13 protein-coding genes are annotated in these 14,797 nt (G+C 72.4%); 5 read left to right on the top strand and 8 right to left on the bottom strand.

The annotated features are described in order from the left end of the window. Nucleotides 1–15: 15 nt before the first annotated feature. Nucleotides 16–978 carry an FAD-dependent oxidoreductase gene (locus Sdi02f_RS02245; protein WP_108932606.1) on the top strand — a complete coding sequence of 321 codons (963 nt, stop codon included), beginning with the start codon at nucleotides 16–18 and terminating at the stop codon, nucleotides 976–978. A 34-nt stretch (nucleotides 979–1,012) separates the two neighbouring features. On the opposite strand, the gene Sdi02f_RS02240 is transcribed toward Sdi02f_RS02245, so the two are convergent. Beyond that, nucleotides 1,013–2,749 carry a BCCT family transporter gene (locus tag Sdi02f_RS02240; protein WP_030404072.1) on the bottom strand — a complete coding sequence of 579 codons (1,737 nt, stop codon included), beginning with the start codon at nucleotides 2,747–2,749 and terminating at the stop codon, nucleotides 1,013–1,015. A 249-nt stretch (nucleotides 2,750–2,998) separates the two neighbouring features. Here Sdi02f_RS02240 and Sdi02f_RS02235 point away from each other — a divergent pair, with 249 nt between their 5' ends. Then, nucleotides 2,999–4,492, top strand: a complete 1,494-nt coding sequence (locus tag Sdi02f_RS02235) for a M1 family metallopeptidase (RefSeq protein WP_174843297.1) — start codon at nucleotides 2,999–3,001, stop codon at nucleotides 4,490–4,492. Nucleotides 4,493–4,504: 12 nt separating this feature from the next. Here the strand turns inward: Sdi02f_RS02235 and Sdi02f_RS02230 are convergent, their stop codons facing one another. Beyond that, a complete protein-coding gene (locus Sdi02f_RS02230) occupies nucleotides 4,505–4,990 on the bottom strand; it encodes a macro domain-containing protein (protein WP_108932604.1) in 486 nt (161 codons plus the stop codon). A gap of 57 nt (nucleotides 4,991–5,047) precedes the next feature. After that, entirely contained in the window at nucleotides 5,048–6,514 is a 1,467-nt protein-coding gene (locus tag Sdi02f_RS02225) for an amino acid permease (RefSeq protein WP_108932603.1), read from the bottom strand. Nucleotides 6,515–6,772: 258 nt separating this feature from the next. On the opposite strand from Sdi02f_RS02225, the gene Sdi02f_RS02220 reads away from it, so the two are divergent. Beyond that, nucleotides 6,773–7,516 (top strand): MerR family transcriptional regulator, encoded by a 744-nt coding sequence (locus Sdi02f_RS02220; RefSeq protein WP_031086563.1) that lies wholly within the window; start codon nucleotides 6,773–6,775, stop codon nucleotides 7,514–7,516. A gap of 9 nt (nucleotides 7,517–7,525) precedes the next feature. Here Sdi02f_RS02220 and Sdi02f_RS02215 read toward each other — a convergent pair whose 3' ends face one another. From Sdi02f_RS02215 to Sdi02f_RS02205, 3 genes are read right to left on the bottom strand one after another with little or no spacing between them, the layout of a single operon-like run. Then, on the bottom strand, nucleotides 7,526–9,706 hold the full coding sequence (locus Sdi02f_RS02215) for a 3-hydroxyacyl-CoA dehydrogenase NAD-binding domain-containing protein (RefSeq protein WP_108932602.1): 2,181 nt from the start codon (nucleotides 9,704–9,706) through the stop codon (nucleotides 7,526–7,528). Nucleotides 9,707–9,748: 42 nt separating this feature from the next. Beyond that, a complete protein-coding gene (locus Sdi02f_RS02210; protein ID WP_108932601.1) occupies nucleotides 9,749–10,963 on the bottom strand; it encodes an acetyl-CoA C-acetyltransferase in 1,215 nt (404 codons plus the stop codon). Between the two features lie 11 nt (nucleotides 10,964–10,974). Beyond that, nucleotides 10,975–12,162, bottom strand: a complete 1,188-nt coding sequence (locus Sdi02f_RS02205) for a CaiB/BaiF CoA transferase family protein (RefSeq protein WP_031086560.1) — start codon at nucleotides 12,160–12,162, stop codon at nucleotides 10,975–10,977. Between the two features lie 206 nt (nucleotides 12,163–12,368). Between Sdi02f_RS02205 and Sdi02f_RS02200 the strand changes: the two genes are divergently transcribed. Beyond that, nucleotides 12,369–13,544, top strand: coding sequence for a saccharopine dehydrogenase family protein (locus Sdi02f_RS02200; protein WP_030404064.1), 1,176 nt, complete (start codon nucleotides 12,369–12,371; stop codon nucleotides 13,542–13,544). A gap of 36 nt (nucleotides 13,545–13,580) precedes the next feature. Here the strand turns inward: Sdi02f_RS02200 and mmpA are convergent, their stop codons facing one another. Further along, on the bottom strand, nucleotides 13,581–13,727 hold the full coding sequence (gene mmpA, locus Sdi02f_RS02195; RefSeq protein WP_037799818.1) for a morphogenic membrane protein MmpA: 147 nt from the start codon (nucleotides 13,725–13,727) through the stop codon (nucleotides 13,581–13,583). Between the two features lie 167 nt (nucleotides 13,728–13,894). Between mmpA and Sdi02f_RS02190 the strand changes: the two genes are divergently transcribed. After that, on the top strand, nucleotides 13,895–14,089 hold the full coding sequence (locus Sdi02f_RS02190; RefSeq protein ID WP_030404063.1) for a hypothetical protein: 195 nt from the start codon (nucleotides 13,895–13,897) through the stop codon (nucleotides 14,087–14,089). Here Sdi02f_RS02190 and Sdi02f_RS02185 read toward each other — a convergent pair. Continuing rightward, nucleotides 14,077–14,778, bottom strand: a complete 702-nt coding sequence (locus Sdi02f_RS02185; RefSeq protein WP_030404062.1) for an endonuclease V — start codon at nucleotides 14,776–14,778, stop codon at nucleotides 14,077–14,079. The genes Sdi02f_RS02190 and Sdi02f_RS02185 overlap by 13 nt on opposite strands. Nucleotides 14,779–14,797: the final 19 nt, after the last annotated feature.

The raw sequence follows: 14,797 nt of genomic DNA, 5'->3' as shown, positions 1-14,797 counted from the left end.
GGCTAACGTCCTGGTGTGGAAACCGAACTGGATGGCGAACTGACCGGTGAAGTCGTCGTGGTCGGCGGCGGGGTGATCGGGCTGACGACGGCCGTCGTCCTCGCCGAGCGGGGCAGACGGGTGCGGCTGTGGACGCGGGAGCCCGTCGAGCGGACCACCTCGGTGGTGGCGGGTGGCCTGTGGTGGCCGTACCGGATCGAGCCGGTCGCGCTGGCCCAGGCGTGGGCGCTGCGTTCGCTGGACGTGTACGAGGAACTGGCGGCGCGGCCGGAGGAGACCGGCGTGCGCATGAGCGAAGGCGTGCTCGGCGAGACGACCCCGGACGAGGTCGGGGCGTGGGCGTCGGCACGGCTGCCGGGGCTGCGGGCGGCGACGGCCGGCGAGTACGCGGGGGTGGGGCTGTGGGCACGGCTGCCGCTCGTCGACATGTCGGCCCACCTGCCGTGGCTGCGGCGGCGGCTGGTGGCCGCGGGCGGCACGGTGGAGGACCGCGCGGTGTCCGACCTGGCCGAGGCGGACGCGCCCGTCGTGGTGAACTGCACGGGCCTGGGCGCCCGGGACCTGGTGCCGGACCCGTCCGTGCGGCCGGTGCGCGGGCAACTGGTCGTCGTGGAGAACCCCGGGATCCACGACTGGCTGGTCTCGGCCGACGCGGGCTCCGGGGAGACGACGTACTTCCTTCCGCAGCCCGGCCGGCTCCTGCTGGGCGGGACGGCCGAGGAGGACGCCTGGTCCACCGAGCCGGACCCGGCGGTCGCGGAGGCCATCGTGCGGCGGTGCGCGGCCCTGCGGCCCGAGATCGCCGGGGCGCGGGTGCTCGCGCACCGGGTGGGGCTGCGGCCGGCCCGGGACGCGGTCCGGCTGGAGCGCGCGGTGCTGCCGGACGGGCGGCGGCTGGTGCACAACTACGGCCACGGCGGCGCGGGCGTCACCGTGGCGTGGGGGTGCGCCGAGGAGGCGGCGCGGCTCGCCTCCTGACGCCACCGGCCCGGTCGGCCGGTCCCGGGGGCCCTCACTCCTCGTGGTGCTTGCCGATCGGGTCGCCCTCCACGTCCGTGCCGGGGCCCGGGCCGATCCGGATCTCGAAGTCGCCCTCGTACTGCTTGTGCCCCTCGACGACGGCCAGTTCGACGGCTTCGGAGGCCATCTCGCCGCGCACGATGAGCGGGTCGCGGCGCAGGTCGCGCATGAGGGCGACGCACATGAGGACCATCACGACGACGAAGGGCGCCGCCGCGAGGATCGTGAGGTTCTGCAGACCGGTGAGCGCGTCCCCCTCGCCGCTGCCGATGAGCAGCATGATGGCCGCGACCGCGCCGGTCACGGCGCCCCAGACGATCACCACCCAGCGGCTGGGCTCCAGGGCGCCCTTCTGCGAGAGCGTGCCCATCACGATGGAGGCGGCGTCGGCGCCCGAGACGAAGAAGATGCCGACGAGGATCATCACCAGCAGGCTGGTGGCGGTGGCGACGGGGTAGTCCTGGAGCACCGCGAAGAGCCGGCCCTCCGGGGTCGTGTCGTCGCCCAGCCGGTGCTGCTCCTGCAGGCGCATCGCGGAGCCGCCGAAGATCGCGAACCAGATCAGGCTGACCGTGCTGGGCACCAGGATGACGCCGCCGATGAACTGGCGGATCGTGCGGCCCCGGCTGATGCGGGCGATGAACATGCCGACGAAGGGCGTCCAGGAGATCCACCACGCCCAGTAGAAGACGGTCCAGCTCCCCAGCCAGTCCGCGACGCCCTCGCCGCCGCTGATCTCGGTACGGCCGGCCATCTGGGGCAGGTTGCCCAGGTAGGCGAAGACCGAGGTCGGCAGCAGGTCGAGGATGAGGATGGTGGGGCCCGCGACGAACACGAAGACGGCGAGCACCAGGGCCAGCACCATGTTCGTGTTGGACAGCCACTGGATGCCCTTCTCGACGCCGGAGATCGCGGAGGCCACGAACGCCGCCGTCAGCACCGCGATGATGCCGACGAGCAGCCCGGTGCTGACCTTGTCCATCCAGTCGAGCTTCTCCATGCCGGAGCCGATCTGCAGCGCGCCGAGGCCGAGGGAGGCGGCGGAGCCGAAGATCGTCGCGATGATGGCGAGGATGTCGATGACCCGGCCGCCGGCGCCGTTGGCGTGCCTCTCGCCGATGAGCGGGGTGAACACCGCGCTCATGGTCTGCCTGCGGCGTTTGCGGAAGGTGCTGTAGGCGATGCCGAGACCGACCACCGCGTAGATCGCCCACGGGTGGAGCGTCCAGTGGAAGAGGGTGGTGGCCATGGACGTCGCCATGCGGTCGCCGGAGTCGGCCGGGCTGGTGCCGGGCGGGGGCGTGATGTAGTGCGCCAGCGGCTCGCTCACGCCGTAGAACATCAGACCGATGCCCATGCCCGCGCTGAACATCATGGCGACCCAGGAGACGGTCCGGAACTCGGGTTCCTCGCCCTCGGCGCCCAGGTGGATGCGGCCGTAGCGGCTGGCCGCGAGCCACAGGGCGAAGACCACGAAGCCGGAGGCGGCCAGCGTGAACGCCCAGCCGCCGTTGTGCAGCAGGCCGCCGAGCATGCTGCTGGAGACGTTCTCCAGCGAGTCCGTGGCGGCGGCGCCCCAGACGACGAACGCGAGGGTCAGGACGGCTGTGACGCCGAAGACGACGCGGTCGGTCCGGGGCCGGTGCTCCTGCCCCGGCAGACCCTCCTCCGAACCGGGCAGGGTGCCTCTCTCATGTTCTTCCTCGTCACGCGGTCGGTCCTGCGTCACAGGCGGCCCCTTCCAGTCGGTGAGGCGGAAAATACCCGTCCGCTACGCCCCTACCACGTAAGGCGCGCAACTCACCTTCTCGGCGTCGGGTTTCGGGGCCCCCTTCGCGGGACGCCGCGCGCCCCGCGCCGCGGGGCTCATGACGGCCGGATGACGATCGTGTGACCGGAGTGGCCGTGGACACGACAGCGCGCACCGGGGCTGAATAGGCTCCGAACAGACTTCGTGCCCCTACGACTTGGAGCTTTCGTGCACCGCAGATTCATCGTGCCGGGCGCACTGGGCGCCGCCTCCCTCATGCTGGCGATCCCGGCGTCGGCGGCGGCCCACTCCCCCGGCGCTCCGGGCATCGGCGACCCCTACTACCCGGCCTACGGCAACGGCGGATACGACGTCTCGCACTACGACCTGCGTCTGACGTACCAGCCGGCCACGGACCGGCTGGAGGGGACGGCGACGATCCTGGCCCGCACCACCGCGGACCTGTCGCGGTTCAACCTGGACTTCCTGCTGGACGTCGGCGAGGTGCGGGTCAACGGCGCGAAGGCGTCGTTCACGGCCTCGGGCGAGCAGGAACTGGAGATCACTCCGAAGAAGCCGCTGGACAAGGGGGTGCCCCTCACCGTCGTCGTCCGCTACAGCGGCGTGCCGTCCTCCAAACAGGCCTTCGGATTCACCAGCTGGCACCGCACCCCGGACGGCGGGATCGCCGCGAACGAGCCCGAGGCCGCGGCCTGGTGGTTCCCGAGCAACGACCACCCGCTCGACAAGGCCACCTACGACGTGTCGGTGCAGGTGCCGGACGGCACCCAGACGATCTCCAACGGCACCCTCCAGTCGACGAGTTCGCGGCTGGGCTGGACGCGCTGGAACTGGCGCTCGGACAAGCCGCAGGCCACGTACCTGGCCACACTGGCGATCGGGAAGTTCGACCTCACCACCGGCACCAGCGAAAGCGGCATCCCCGTCGTCAACGCCTACAGCAGGGACCTGGGCGCGAACGACGGCGCCGCACGGGCCAGCGTGGAGCGGACCGGGGAGGTCGCCGACTGGCTGAGCGGCTACTTCGGGCCGTACCCCTTCGACGCGCTCGGCGGCTACGTGCCGAACACGACCACGGGGTACGCGCTGGAGACGCAGACCCGGCCGTTCTACAGTCCGCGGCAGTTCGCGAACGGGTCGAACGTGTCCGTCGTCGTGCACGAACTGGCCCACCAGTGGTACGGCGACCTGGTCTCGGTGCGCGGCTGGAAGGACATCTGGATCAACGAGGGCTTCGCGCGGTACGCGCAGTGGCTGTGGTCCGAGCACGAGGGCGAGGGCACGGCGCAGGAACTGGCCGACTACACGTACGCCTCGCACCCGGCCGACGACGCCTTCTGGACGGTACGGCCCGGCGACCCCGGTCCGGAGAACCAGTTCGACGCCGCCGTCTACGAACGGGGCGCGCTGGCCGTGCAGGCGCTGCGCAACGAGATCGGGGACGACGCCTTCTTCACCGTCCTGAAGGGCTGGCCCGCGAAGTACGCGCACGGCAACGCGTCCGTCGCCGACTTCCAGCGGTACGCCGAGGAGGTGTCGGGCAAGCCGCTGGCCGCGCTGTTCGACACCTGGCTGTTCCAGCCGTCCAAGCCGGACGCCCCGGCGGCGCACGCCCGGTCGCTCGCGAAGACCACCGAGGCGCCGGCGCAGCCCCGCTCGTGGCGGAAGATCGCCGCGACGAACGACGTGCACGCGCACTGAGCCCCGGCGGCCTCAGGCGGTGTCCCCGTGGTCGTAGACGGTCACGGGGATGCCGCGTCCGGTGAGCCGCTCCGTGATCAGTGGCTCCACGCGGGACCACGTGCCGCCGGCGAGGCCGCAGCCCATGCGGGGCATGTGCACGGAGGCGTCCAGCTCGGCCGCCCCGCCGGCGAGGCGGCCGAGGGCGGTGCCGAGGGCTTCGTAGCGCAGGGGCACGCCCTTGCTGCCCCTGCGCATGCCGTGCTGGCCGATCATGTTGGCCACCCACACGTACGGCCCGACCTGGACGAACTGGACGGCGCCCAGGGCGAAGTCGTTGGCCGCACGGTCGCGGTGCCAGGCGCGGTAGGCCGCCTCCGGCTCGGGCCAGCGGCGGGAGACGGCCAGGACGAAGCCCTTGCCCCAGCCTCCGAGGTCGTTGCAGACATGGGCGATCACCTTGACGCCCTTGGCCGTCGGTGTGGTGGCGTCGCCCCGGACATACCTGATCTCCGACATGACGCCACCGTACGGGCCGCCACTGACAGTGCCCCGGCCCCCGCTGCCGGTGGCGGGCTACTCCGTGCGGGAGGGCTCCCGCGCCGCGTTCTCGGTCACCCGGCGCCGGACGCCGAACCAGCCCGCCACCAGCATCACGGCGATCACGGGGACCAGGAAGAGGGTCTTGCGGCCGACCTCCGCGTCGTTCCACATCAGGACGAGCACGGCCAGCAGGAAGCCGATCGTGACGACCTCGGTGACCGGGCTGCCGGGCAGCCGGAAGTGCGGACGGCCGACCAGCCCCGACCGCGCCCGGCGGACGAAGACCAGGTGGCAGATCATGATGATCACCCAGGTGCTGATGATGCCGAGCGAGGCGACGTTCAGGACGATCTCGAAGGCCTTGCTCGGCACCAGGAAGTTCAGCCCGACGCCGAGGACGCAGACGCCGCAGGTGAGCAGGATGCCGCCGTAGGGCACCTGGCTGCGGCTCATGACGGAGGTGAACCTCGGCGCGGATCCGGCGGTCGCCATGGAGCGCAGGATGCGTCCGGTGGAGTACAGGCCGGAGTTCAGGGAGGACATCGCCGCGGTGAGGACGACGAGGTTCATCACGTCGCCGGCCGCCGGGACGCCGATCTTCGACAGGACGGTGACGAACGGGCTCTCGTCGCCGGAGTAGAGCGAGCCCGGCAGCAGCAGTGCCAGCAGGACGACCGAGCCGACGTAGAACAGGGCGACGCGCCACATGATGGAGTTGACCGCGCGCGGGACGACCTTCTCCGGCTCGGCGGTCTCGCCGGCGGCGACGCCGACCAGCTCCAGGGCGGCGTAGGAGAAGATCACGCCCTGCATGACGACGATCACCGGCATCATGCCCTGCGGGAAGAAGCCGCCGTGGTCGGTGATCATGCCGAGGCCCGGGGTGTGTCCGCCCACGTCGTGCTGGGTGGCGAGCAGGAAGATGCCGATCAGCATGAAGCCGACGAGGGTGGCGACCTTGACGATCGCGAACCAGAACTCCATCTCGCCGAAGATCTTCACGGAGATGAGGTTCACGGCCAGGACCACCGCGAGGGCGACGAGGGCGAGCACCCATTGGGGGATGCTCGTGAACATGCTCCAGTAGTGCGTGTACAGCGCGATCGCGGTGATGTCGGCGATGCCGGTGGTCGACCAGTTGAGGAAGTACATCCAGCCGGCGACGTAGGCGCCCTTCTCACCGAGGAACTCGCGCGCGTACGACACGAAGGAACCGGAGGAGGGCCGGTAGAGGACCAGCTCGCCGAGGGCCCGGACCACGAAGAACGCGAAGACGCCGCAGACGAGGTAGGCGATCGCGAGCGCGGGGCCCGCGTCGCGCAGGCGCCCGCCGGCGCCGAGGAAGAGCCCGGTGCCGATCGCGCCGCCGATGGCGATCATGTTGATGTGGCGGGGCTTGAGGTCCTTGCTGTAACCGGCGTCGCCCGCGTCCGCGGGGATGGTTCCGGTCGCCCCGGGCCGGGCGGCGGTCTGTGCCGTGTCGACGGCGTCCTTGCTCACGGGTGGTTCCACTCTCTGGTGCCCTCGGGCGGGGTGCGCCCGAGTCGTCCGTACCTGTGTCTCGGGCCCGCACCACCCTTGACGCGGCACAGACCAACGCAGCACCTTCCCACGACTCTGCGTGGGCATGCGGTGGCTCATGTCACACAGCGTGACTTCTCACAAGATCCGCCGATGGTCTGCACGGCGCGGGCAAGAGACGGGCGCCGGGTGCGCGAGAGGTTTCACAGCACTGGTGAGACAGCGATACTGCTCCACATGACGACGACCGACACCGCGGAGCCGACCCTCACGATCGACGAGCTGGCCGCGCGGGCCGGTGTCACGGTGCGCACGGTCCGCTTCTACGGCACCAGAGGGCTGCTGCCGCCGCCGGTGCTCGGCCCGCGCCGGGTCGGGCACTACGGCCGGGAGCACGTGGCCCGGCTGGCGCTGATCGAGGAGCTGCAGCACCAGGGCATGACGCTGGCCGCCATCGAGCGCTACCTCGGGCGGCTGCCGTCGGACCTGAGCGCCCACGACCTGGCGCTGCACCGCGCGGTGGTGGCCTCCTGGGCACCGGAGACGGTGGAACGGGTCACCCGGGAGGAGCTGGGCAGGCGGGCGGGGCGACCGCTCACCGACGAGGAGGTGGGCCGGCTGGGGTCGATGGACGTCGTGGTGCCCGACGGCGACGGCTACCGCGTCGACGCCGGGCTGCTCCGGCTCGGCGTCGAGCTGCTCGACGTGCCCTTCTCCCCCGAGACGGTCCTCGCCGCCCGCACCGCCCTCCTGGAGCACTCCCGCGCCGCCGCGCGGGACCTGTCGCGGCTGCTGCGCGACGCGGTCGCCGAACGCGACGCGCCGGACGTGCGGTCGCTGTCCGCCCACATGCACCCGCTGGTGGTGCAGGCGTTGCTGACCACGTTCCAGCGGTCGCTGCGCGAGGAACTGCGGGAGTGGCTCGACAAGGAGGCCGGTACGGACGCGGGTGCCGAGGCGCTCGAGGACTCCGACGGGTGATCCGACGGCTCAGCGGCCGTCGGTGAAGACCTCCCCCTTCTCCGCCTTCTCCACCAGCAGGGCGGGCGGGGTGAAGCGCTCGCCGTAGCGGTCGGCCAGCTCACGGGCGCGGGCGACGAAGCCGGGCAGGCCGCCCTCGTAGCCGTTGACGTACTGCAGGACACCGCCCGTCCAGCCGGGGAACCCGATGCCGAAGATCGAGCCGATGTTGGCGTCGGCGACCGAGGTCAGGACGCCCTCTTCGAGGAGCTTGACGGTGTCCAGCGCCTCCGAGAAGAGCATGCGCTCCTGCATGTCCCGGAACGGGATCTCGTACCCCGGCTTGGTGAAGTGCTCACGCAGGCCCGGCCACAGCCGCACCCGCTTCCCGTCCTCGCCGTACTCGTAGAAGCCGGCGCCGCCGGAGCGTCCCGGCCGCCCGAACTCGTCGACCATGCGGTCGACGACCGCCTCGGCGGGATGCGCGGTCCAGGTGCCGCCCGCCTCCTCCACGGCCCGCTTCGTCTCCTCGCGGATCCTGCGGGGGAGGGTCAGGGTCAGCTCGTCCATCAGGGACAGCACCTTGGCCGGGTAACCCGCCTGGGCCGCCGCCTGCTCCACGGAGGCGGGCTCGATGCCCTCCCCCACCATCGCGACACCCTCGTTGATGAAGTGGCCGATGACCCGCGAGGTGAAGAAACCCCGCGAGTCGTTCACCACGATCGGCGTCTTGCCGATCTGCCGGACCAGGTCGAACGCGCGGGCCAGCGCCTCCTCCCCCGTCCGCCCGCCCCTGATGATCTCCACCAGCGGCATCTTGTCCACCGGCGAGAAGAAGTGCAGCCCGATGAAGTCGGCCTGGCGCTCGACGCCCTCGGCCAGTGCCGTGATCGGCAGCGTCGAGGTGTTGGAGCACAGCAGGGCGTCGGGGGCGACGACGTGCTCGATCTCCTGGAACACCTTGTGCTTGAGCGAGGTGTCCTCGAACACCGCCTCGATCACCGCGTCACAGCCCGCGAGATCGGCCACCTCCGCGGTCGGCGTGATCCGGGCGAGGAGCGCGTCGGCCTTCTCCTGGCTGGTGCGCCCCTTCGCGACGGCCTTCGCGCACAGCTTCTCCGAGTACGCCTTGCCCTTGACCGCCGACTCCAGGGCGACGTCCTTCAGCACGACCTCGATGCCCGCGCGGGCGCACGAGTACGCGATCCCCGCGCCCATCATCCCGGCGCCCAGCACGGCCACCTTGGTGACCTTCCTCGGTTCGACGCTCTTGGGGCGGTTGGCCCCGGAGTTGACCGCCTGGAGGTCGAAGAAGAACGCCTGGATCATGTTCTTCGAGGTCTGCCCGGCGGCCAGTTCGACGAAGTAACGGGCCTCGATGACCTGGGCGGTCTCGAAGTCGACCTGGGCGCCCTCGACGGCGGCGGCCATGATGGAGCGCGGCGCCGGGTAGGGGGCGCCGTTGGTCTGCTTGCGCAGGTTGGCCGGGAAGGCGGGCAGGTTGGCCGCGAACTTCGGGTGGGAAGGGGTGCCGCCGGGGATGCGGTAACCGGGCCTGTCCCAGGGCTGGGCGGACTCCGGGTGGGCGTCGATGAAGGCGCGGGCCTTGGCGAGCATGTCCTCGCGGCTGTCGGCGACCTCGTCGACCAGGCCGTTCTCCTGGGCGCGGCGCGGGTTGTACTGGGTGCCCTGGAGGAGGACCTTCAGCAGGGCGTCGGTGATGCCGAGCATCCGGACGGTGCGGACGACGCCGCCGCCCCCGGGGAGCAGGCCGAGGGTGACCTCGGGGCAGCCGATCTTGGAGCCGGGCGCGTCGAGGGCGACGCGGTGGTGGCAGGCGAGCGCGATCTCGTAGCCGCCGCCGAGGGCCGCGCCGTTCATGGCGGCGACGACCGGCTTGCCGAGGGTCTCGATGCGGCGCAGGTTCCGCTTGACGGCCATGCCGCCGTCGAAGAGGTCCTGGGCGGTCTCGGGGGTGACGCGGATGAGGTCGCGCAGGTCGCCGCCCGCGAAGAAGGTCTTCTTGGCGGAGGTGACGATGACGCCGCGGAGGGAGTCCTTCTCGGCCTCCAGGCGGTCGGTGACGGCCGCCAGGGAGTCGCGGAACGCCTGGTTCATGGTGTTCGCGGACTGGTCGGGATCGTCGAGGACGAGGGTGACGACGCCGGTGTCGTCCTGCTCCCAGCGGATGGTGGTGGGCTCGGTGCTCATGAGGGTGTGCTCCAGGTGTCCGTCGTGTCCGTCGGGAGGGGGTCAGACGCGCTCGACGACGGTGGCGATGCCCATGCCGCCGCCCACGCACAGGGTCGCAAGGCCGTAGCGCTTGTCCTGGCGCTCCAGTTCGTCGACCAGGGTGCCGAGGATCACCGCGCCGGTCGCACCCAGCGGATGGCCGAGCGCGATGGCCCCGCCGTTGACGTTGACCTTGTCCAGCGAAAGCCCCATGTCCTTGACGAAACGCAGGACGACCGCCGCGAAAGCCTCGTTGATCTCGACCAGGTCGATGTCGTCGACGGTCAGCCCGGCCTTCGCCAGCGCCTTCCGAGTGGCCGGGGCGGGGCCGGTGAGCATGATGGTCGGCTCGGAACCCGAGACGGCGGCCGAGACGATCCGCGCACGCGGGGTGAGGCCGTAGCGGTCCCCGACCTCCCGGGAACCGATGGCGACCAAGGAGGCGCCGTCGACGATGCCCGAGGAGTTGCCCGCGTGGTGGACGTGGTCGATCCTCTCCACCCAGTGGTACTTCTGCAGCGCCACGGCGTCGAAACCGCCCAGCTCGCCGATGTCGGCGAAGGACGGCTTGAGCTTCGCCAGGGACTCCGCGGTGGTCCCGGGCCGCATGTGCTCGTCGTGGTCGAGGACGGTGAGACCGGCGCGGTCCTTCACCGGCACGACGGAGCGCTCGAAGCGGCCCTCCTTCCAGGCGGTGGCCGCGCGCTCCTGGGAGAGGGCGGCGTACTCGTCCACGTCACGGCGCGAGAAGCCCTCGATGGTGGCGATCAGGTCGGCGCCGATGCCCTGCGGGACGAAGTTGGTGGCGAGGTTGGTCATCGGGTCGTTGAACCAGGCGCCGCCGTCCGAGGCCATCGGGACGCGGGACATGGACTCCACCCCGCCCGCCAGGACCAGGTCCTCCCAGCCCGAACGGACCTTCGCCGCCGCCAGGTTCACCGCCTCAAGACCCGACGCACAGAAGCGGTTCTCCTGCACACCGGCCACCGTGTCCGGCAGCCCCGCCGCGATCGCCGCGATCCGCGCGATGTCCGAACCCTGGTCCCCGACCGGACCCACCACACCCAGCACGACGTCGTCCACCGCCGCCGGATCCAGACCCGGGAACCGCGCACGGACCTCATGGATCAGACCCACGACCAGATCCACGGGCTTCGTGCCGTGCAGGGCGCCGTTCGCCTTGCCACGTCCGCGCGGAGTGCGGATCGCGTCGTACACATACGCTTCGGTGCTCACTGGCAGGCCTTTCACTGAGGGGTGTGCACTGCGGGGTCGGGGCGGGACGCCGGGGACGGGCCCGGCTCACGGGGCAGGTCCCAGTCGCGGGCCACGGACTCGGCGTCGGCGCCGGGCAGGGCGGGCCCCGTGCGTACCGCCGTAGGGGTCGCGGAGAAGCGGGGCGCGGGGGCCGGCTGGGTGATGCCGCCGTGGTCGGTGAAGGTGGAGCGGGCGGCGAGGTGCGGGTGGTGCGGGGCCTCGCGCAGCGACAGCACGGGGGCCGTGCAGGCGTCGGAGTCGGCGAAGACGGCCGTCCACTCCTCGCGGGTACGGGACTTGAACCGGGCGGCGACGGCGGCCCGCAGCTCGGGCCAGCGGGCCGTGTCGTCACGGGCCGGTACCGGGTCGGGGACGCCGAGGAGCCGCATGAACTCGGCGTAGAACTGCGGTTCGAGCGCACCGACCGCCATGTACCGGCCGTCGGCCGTCTCGTAGGTGCCGTAGAAGGGGCAGCCGCCGTCGAGGAGGTTGGCGCCGCGCCGGTCCTGCCAGCCTCCGGCGGCGAGCATGCCGTGGATCATCGTGGAGAGGTGGGCGGTGCCGTCCACGATGGCGGCGTCCACGACCTGCCCGGTGCCGCTCGCGCGTGCGTGGTGCAGGGCGGCGAGGACGCCGACGACCAGGTAGAGGGAACCGCCCGCGTAGTCGCCGAGCAGGTTGGCGGGGACGGCCGGCGGCTCGTCGGGGGCGCCGATCATGCCGAGTGTGCCGGTGAGCGCGATGTACCCGATGTCGTGCCCGGCGCGCCGGGCGAGCGGGCCGTCCTGGCCCCAGCCGGTCATGCGGCCGTAGACGAGCGCCGGGTTGCGGGCGTGGCAGTCCCCCGGGCCGACGCCGAGCCGTTCGGCGACGCCGGGGCGGTAGCCCTCGATCAGGACGTCGGCGCGTTCGGCGAGGTCCAGGACGCGGGCGGGGCCGTCCGGGGCCTTGAGGTCGACGACCACGGAGCGCTTGTTGCGGTTGGTGACGTCGCGGGCGGGGTCGATCCCGAGGCCCGGACCGCCGGGGCGGTCGACGCGGACCACGTCGGCGCCCAGGTCGGCCAGGAGCATGGCGGCGAAGGGCCCGGGCCCGATGCCGGCCAGTTCGACCACGCGCACGCCCGTGAGCGGGCCCTCGGTGCCCGGCTTCCGCGTCGGCGTCCTCGCCTCCGACATCCAGCCCCCTGCTCTGTGACACAACCGATGTAACACCAGTGATGCTAAGAACCTGTTCCCCCGGGCACAAGACCCGGACGAGCAAGCGCTTAGCCAAGTGTGCGCGGGCTCCTGTCCGGGCCGCGCGGTCCTCACGCTAGCCTCAGCCACCGGCAACGGCGCGTGCTGCGGACCCAGGGGTTGCCGACGGGTGACGGAGGGATGTCATGAGCAGGCTGAAGGTGGCCGACCGGCCGTACGACATCGTGCTGTTCGGGGCGACGGGCTTCGTCGGCGAACTGACGGCGGAGTACCTCGCCGCGCACGCGCCGAAGGGGCTGCGCTGGGCGGTCGCCGGGCGCGACGGGGAGAAGCTGCGCCGCCTGCGCGACCGGCTGCCCGCCGAGGACGTCGGCGTGCTGCTCGCGGACGTGTCCGACCCGGACTCGCTGCGCGAACTCGCCCGGCACGCGCGTGTGCTGGCCACGACGGTCGGCCCCTACGTCCGGTACGGCGACGCGCTGGTCGCGGCCTGCGCGGAGGCCGGCACGGACTACCTCGACCTCACCGGGGAGCCCGAGTTCGTGGACCTGACGTACGTGCGCCACGACGCCCGCGCACGGGAGACCGGCGCCCGCCTGGTGCACGCCTGCGGCTTCGACTCCGTCCCGCACGACCTCGGCGTCCACTTCACCGTGCGGCACCTGCCGGAGGGTGTGCCGCTGAGCGTGGACGGCTTCGTACGGGTGGGCGCCGCGTTCTCGGGCGGGACGCTCGCCTCCGCGCTGGGTCAGTTCGCACGCGGCCGTCGGCTGCGGGCCGCCGCGCTGGAACGCCGGCGGCACGAACCACGGCTGGCCGGCCGCCGGGTGGCGACGCCGGCGGGGACGCCGCGGTTCGCCGGTGAGGTGGGGGCGTGGGCGCTGCCGCTGCCGACCGTGGACGCGCAGATCGTGCGCCGGTCGGCCAGGGCCCTGGAGCGCTACGGCCCGGACTTCCGCTACCGCCACTACGCGGCCGTACGGCGCCTGCCCGTCGCGGTGGGCGGGGTGGCGGCCGTGGGCGCGCTGGTGGCGGCGGCGCAGGTGCCGCCCGCCCGGCGCCTGCTGTCCGGCCGGCTCGCGCCGGGCGACGGTCCGAGCGCCGAGCGGCGGGCGAGGAGCTGGTTCTCGGTCCGCTTCGTGGGCGAGGGCGGCGGCCGCAAGGTGTTCACCGAGGTGTCGGGCGGCGACCCGGGGTACGACGAGACGGCCAAGATGTTCGCCGAGGCGGCGCTGTGCCTCGCCCTCGACGCCCTGCCGCCGACGGCCGGACAGGTCACGACGGCCGTGGCGATGGGCGACGCGCTCACCGACCGGCTGCGGGCGGCCGGCATCGGGTTCCGGGTGGCCGCGACCCGCTGACCGGCCAGGGAGGAGCGGGCCGCTCAGGGGCGACGCCTACCCGGACCACCCGGCGAGGGTGTAGATCATCCCGCCGATCCAGGCCAGGCCCGCGCCCACCGCCAGCACCAGTCCCGCGGTCACGGCCCGTCCGACGGGCCGGCCGGGCTCGGCCGAGTACTTGGGTGCACGGTGGAAAGTCATGCCGCCCACCCTGCCGGGCCGGCGGACGGCGGCACATCCGTACGCGTACTCAGATCCGCCCGGGCGCCCGGACCTCCCCGTGGAGACTTTCACGCACTGCGCCCTCCGCTGCCGGGGACGGTGCGCGGCCAAGTGTCAACGGGGAGTTCAATGAAATCCTTGAAGGCATGAAGTTCCTTCTCGAAGTCACCATGGACGAGGGCGCGCTCGCCGAGGACCCCGCGGGCGAACTGCAGCGGATCCTGCGCTACTGGGGCGGCAACCTGAAGCACTACGCCATGCGGCCCGGCGACGGCTCGGCGGTCTACGACTCGGCGTACCGGGAGGTGGGCCGCTGGAGCGTCGAGGATCAGGCCGGGTAGACGGCGTCCCGCAGGGCCGCGCGGCACAGGGCGTCGGCCCTGCGGGTGGTCTCCGGCAACCGGTAGGCGGGCGCGAGGGCCAGCGTGTGGGCGCAGGCGTTGGCGAGGCCCACCCGGTGCCCGACGGAGACGAAGACCGGCTTGACGGCATCGCGCGTGCGCACCGCACGCCCGACCTCCTCCGCGCCGGCGAGCAGCGGGGACGTACTCCCACGCGGGGCGGCCGGGTCGTCGTAGGCGAAGGTGAACGGGTTCTTGGCCACGCCGATCGTGGGCAGGCCGGTGAGGACGCCCAGGTGGCTGGCGAGGCCGAAGCGGCGCGGGTGGGCCAGGCCGTACCCGTCGCACACGACCAGGCCGGGCGCGCAGGGCAGCGCGTCCAGGGCGGCGAGCACGGTCGGGATCTCGCGGAACGCCAGCAGACCGGGCACGTAGGGGAAGGAGATCCGCCCGACGGCCGTGGCCTGCGCGACGACGGCGAGGGTCGCGGCGTCCAGCACGACGGCCGCCGCGGCGACGACGTCGCGTTCGTCGTCGTAGGCGACGTCCACGCCGGTCACCCGGCCGGTGCCGGGCGGCGGGCCGGGCTCGTCGAGCACCACGCGGGCGCGCAGTTCGTCCTGCACGGCGCGGGCACGCTCCTCGGTGGCGGGCCAGTCGGCGGGGATCCGCACGGTCACGGTCGTCATGGTGGCCGCAAGCCTACGG

The organism is Streptomyces ardesiacus, from assembly GCF_003112575.1.
Taxonomy (GTDB): domain Bacteria; phylum Actinomycetota; class Actinomycetes; order Streptomycetales; family Streptomycetaceae; genus Streptomyces; species Streptomyces ardesiacus.
Note: the sequence above shows the minus strand (reverse complement) of the source record. Positions and strands in the feature narration are given on the sequence as shown.

What these genes read in the sequence shown, in the direction of transcription:
- Sdi02f_RS02230 (WP_108932604.1), bottom strand. Translation starts at nt 4,990, where the DNA reads ATGTCGGAGATCAGGTATGTCCGGGGCGACGCCACCACACCGACGGCC.
- Sdi02f_RS02220 (WP_031086563.1), top strand. Translation starts at nt 6,773, where the DNA reads ATGACGACGACCGACACCGCGGAGCCGACCCTCACGATCGACGAGCTG.
- Sdi02f_RS02215 (WP_108932602.1), bottom strand. Translation starts at nt 9,706, where the DNA reads ATGAGCACCGAGCCCACCACCATCCGCTGGGAGCAGGACGACACCGGC.
- Sdi02f_RS02205 (WP_031086560.1), bottom strand. Translation starts at nt 12,162, where the DNA reads ATGTCGGAGGCGAGGACGCCGACGCGGAAGCCGGGCACCGAGGGCCCG.
- Sdi02f_RS02200 (WP_030404064.1), top strand. Translation starts at nt 12,369, where the DNA reads ATGAGCAGGCTGAAGGTGGCCGACCGGCCGTACGACATCGTGCTGTTC.
- mmpA (WP_037799818.1), bottom strand. Translation starts at nt 13,727, where the DNA reads ATGACTTTCCACCGTGCACCCAAGTACTCGGCCGAGCCCGGCCGGCCC.
- Sdi02f_RS02190 (WP_030404063.1), top strand. Translation starts at nt 13,895, where the DNA reads ATGAAGTTCCTTCTCGAAGTCACCATGGACGAGGGCGCGCTCGCCGAG.
- Sdi02f_RS02185 (WP_030404062.1), bottom strand. Translation starts at nt 14,778, where the DNA reads ATGACGACCGTGACCGTGCGGATCCCCGCCGACTGGCCCGCCACCGAG.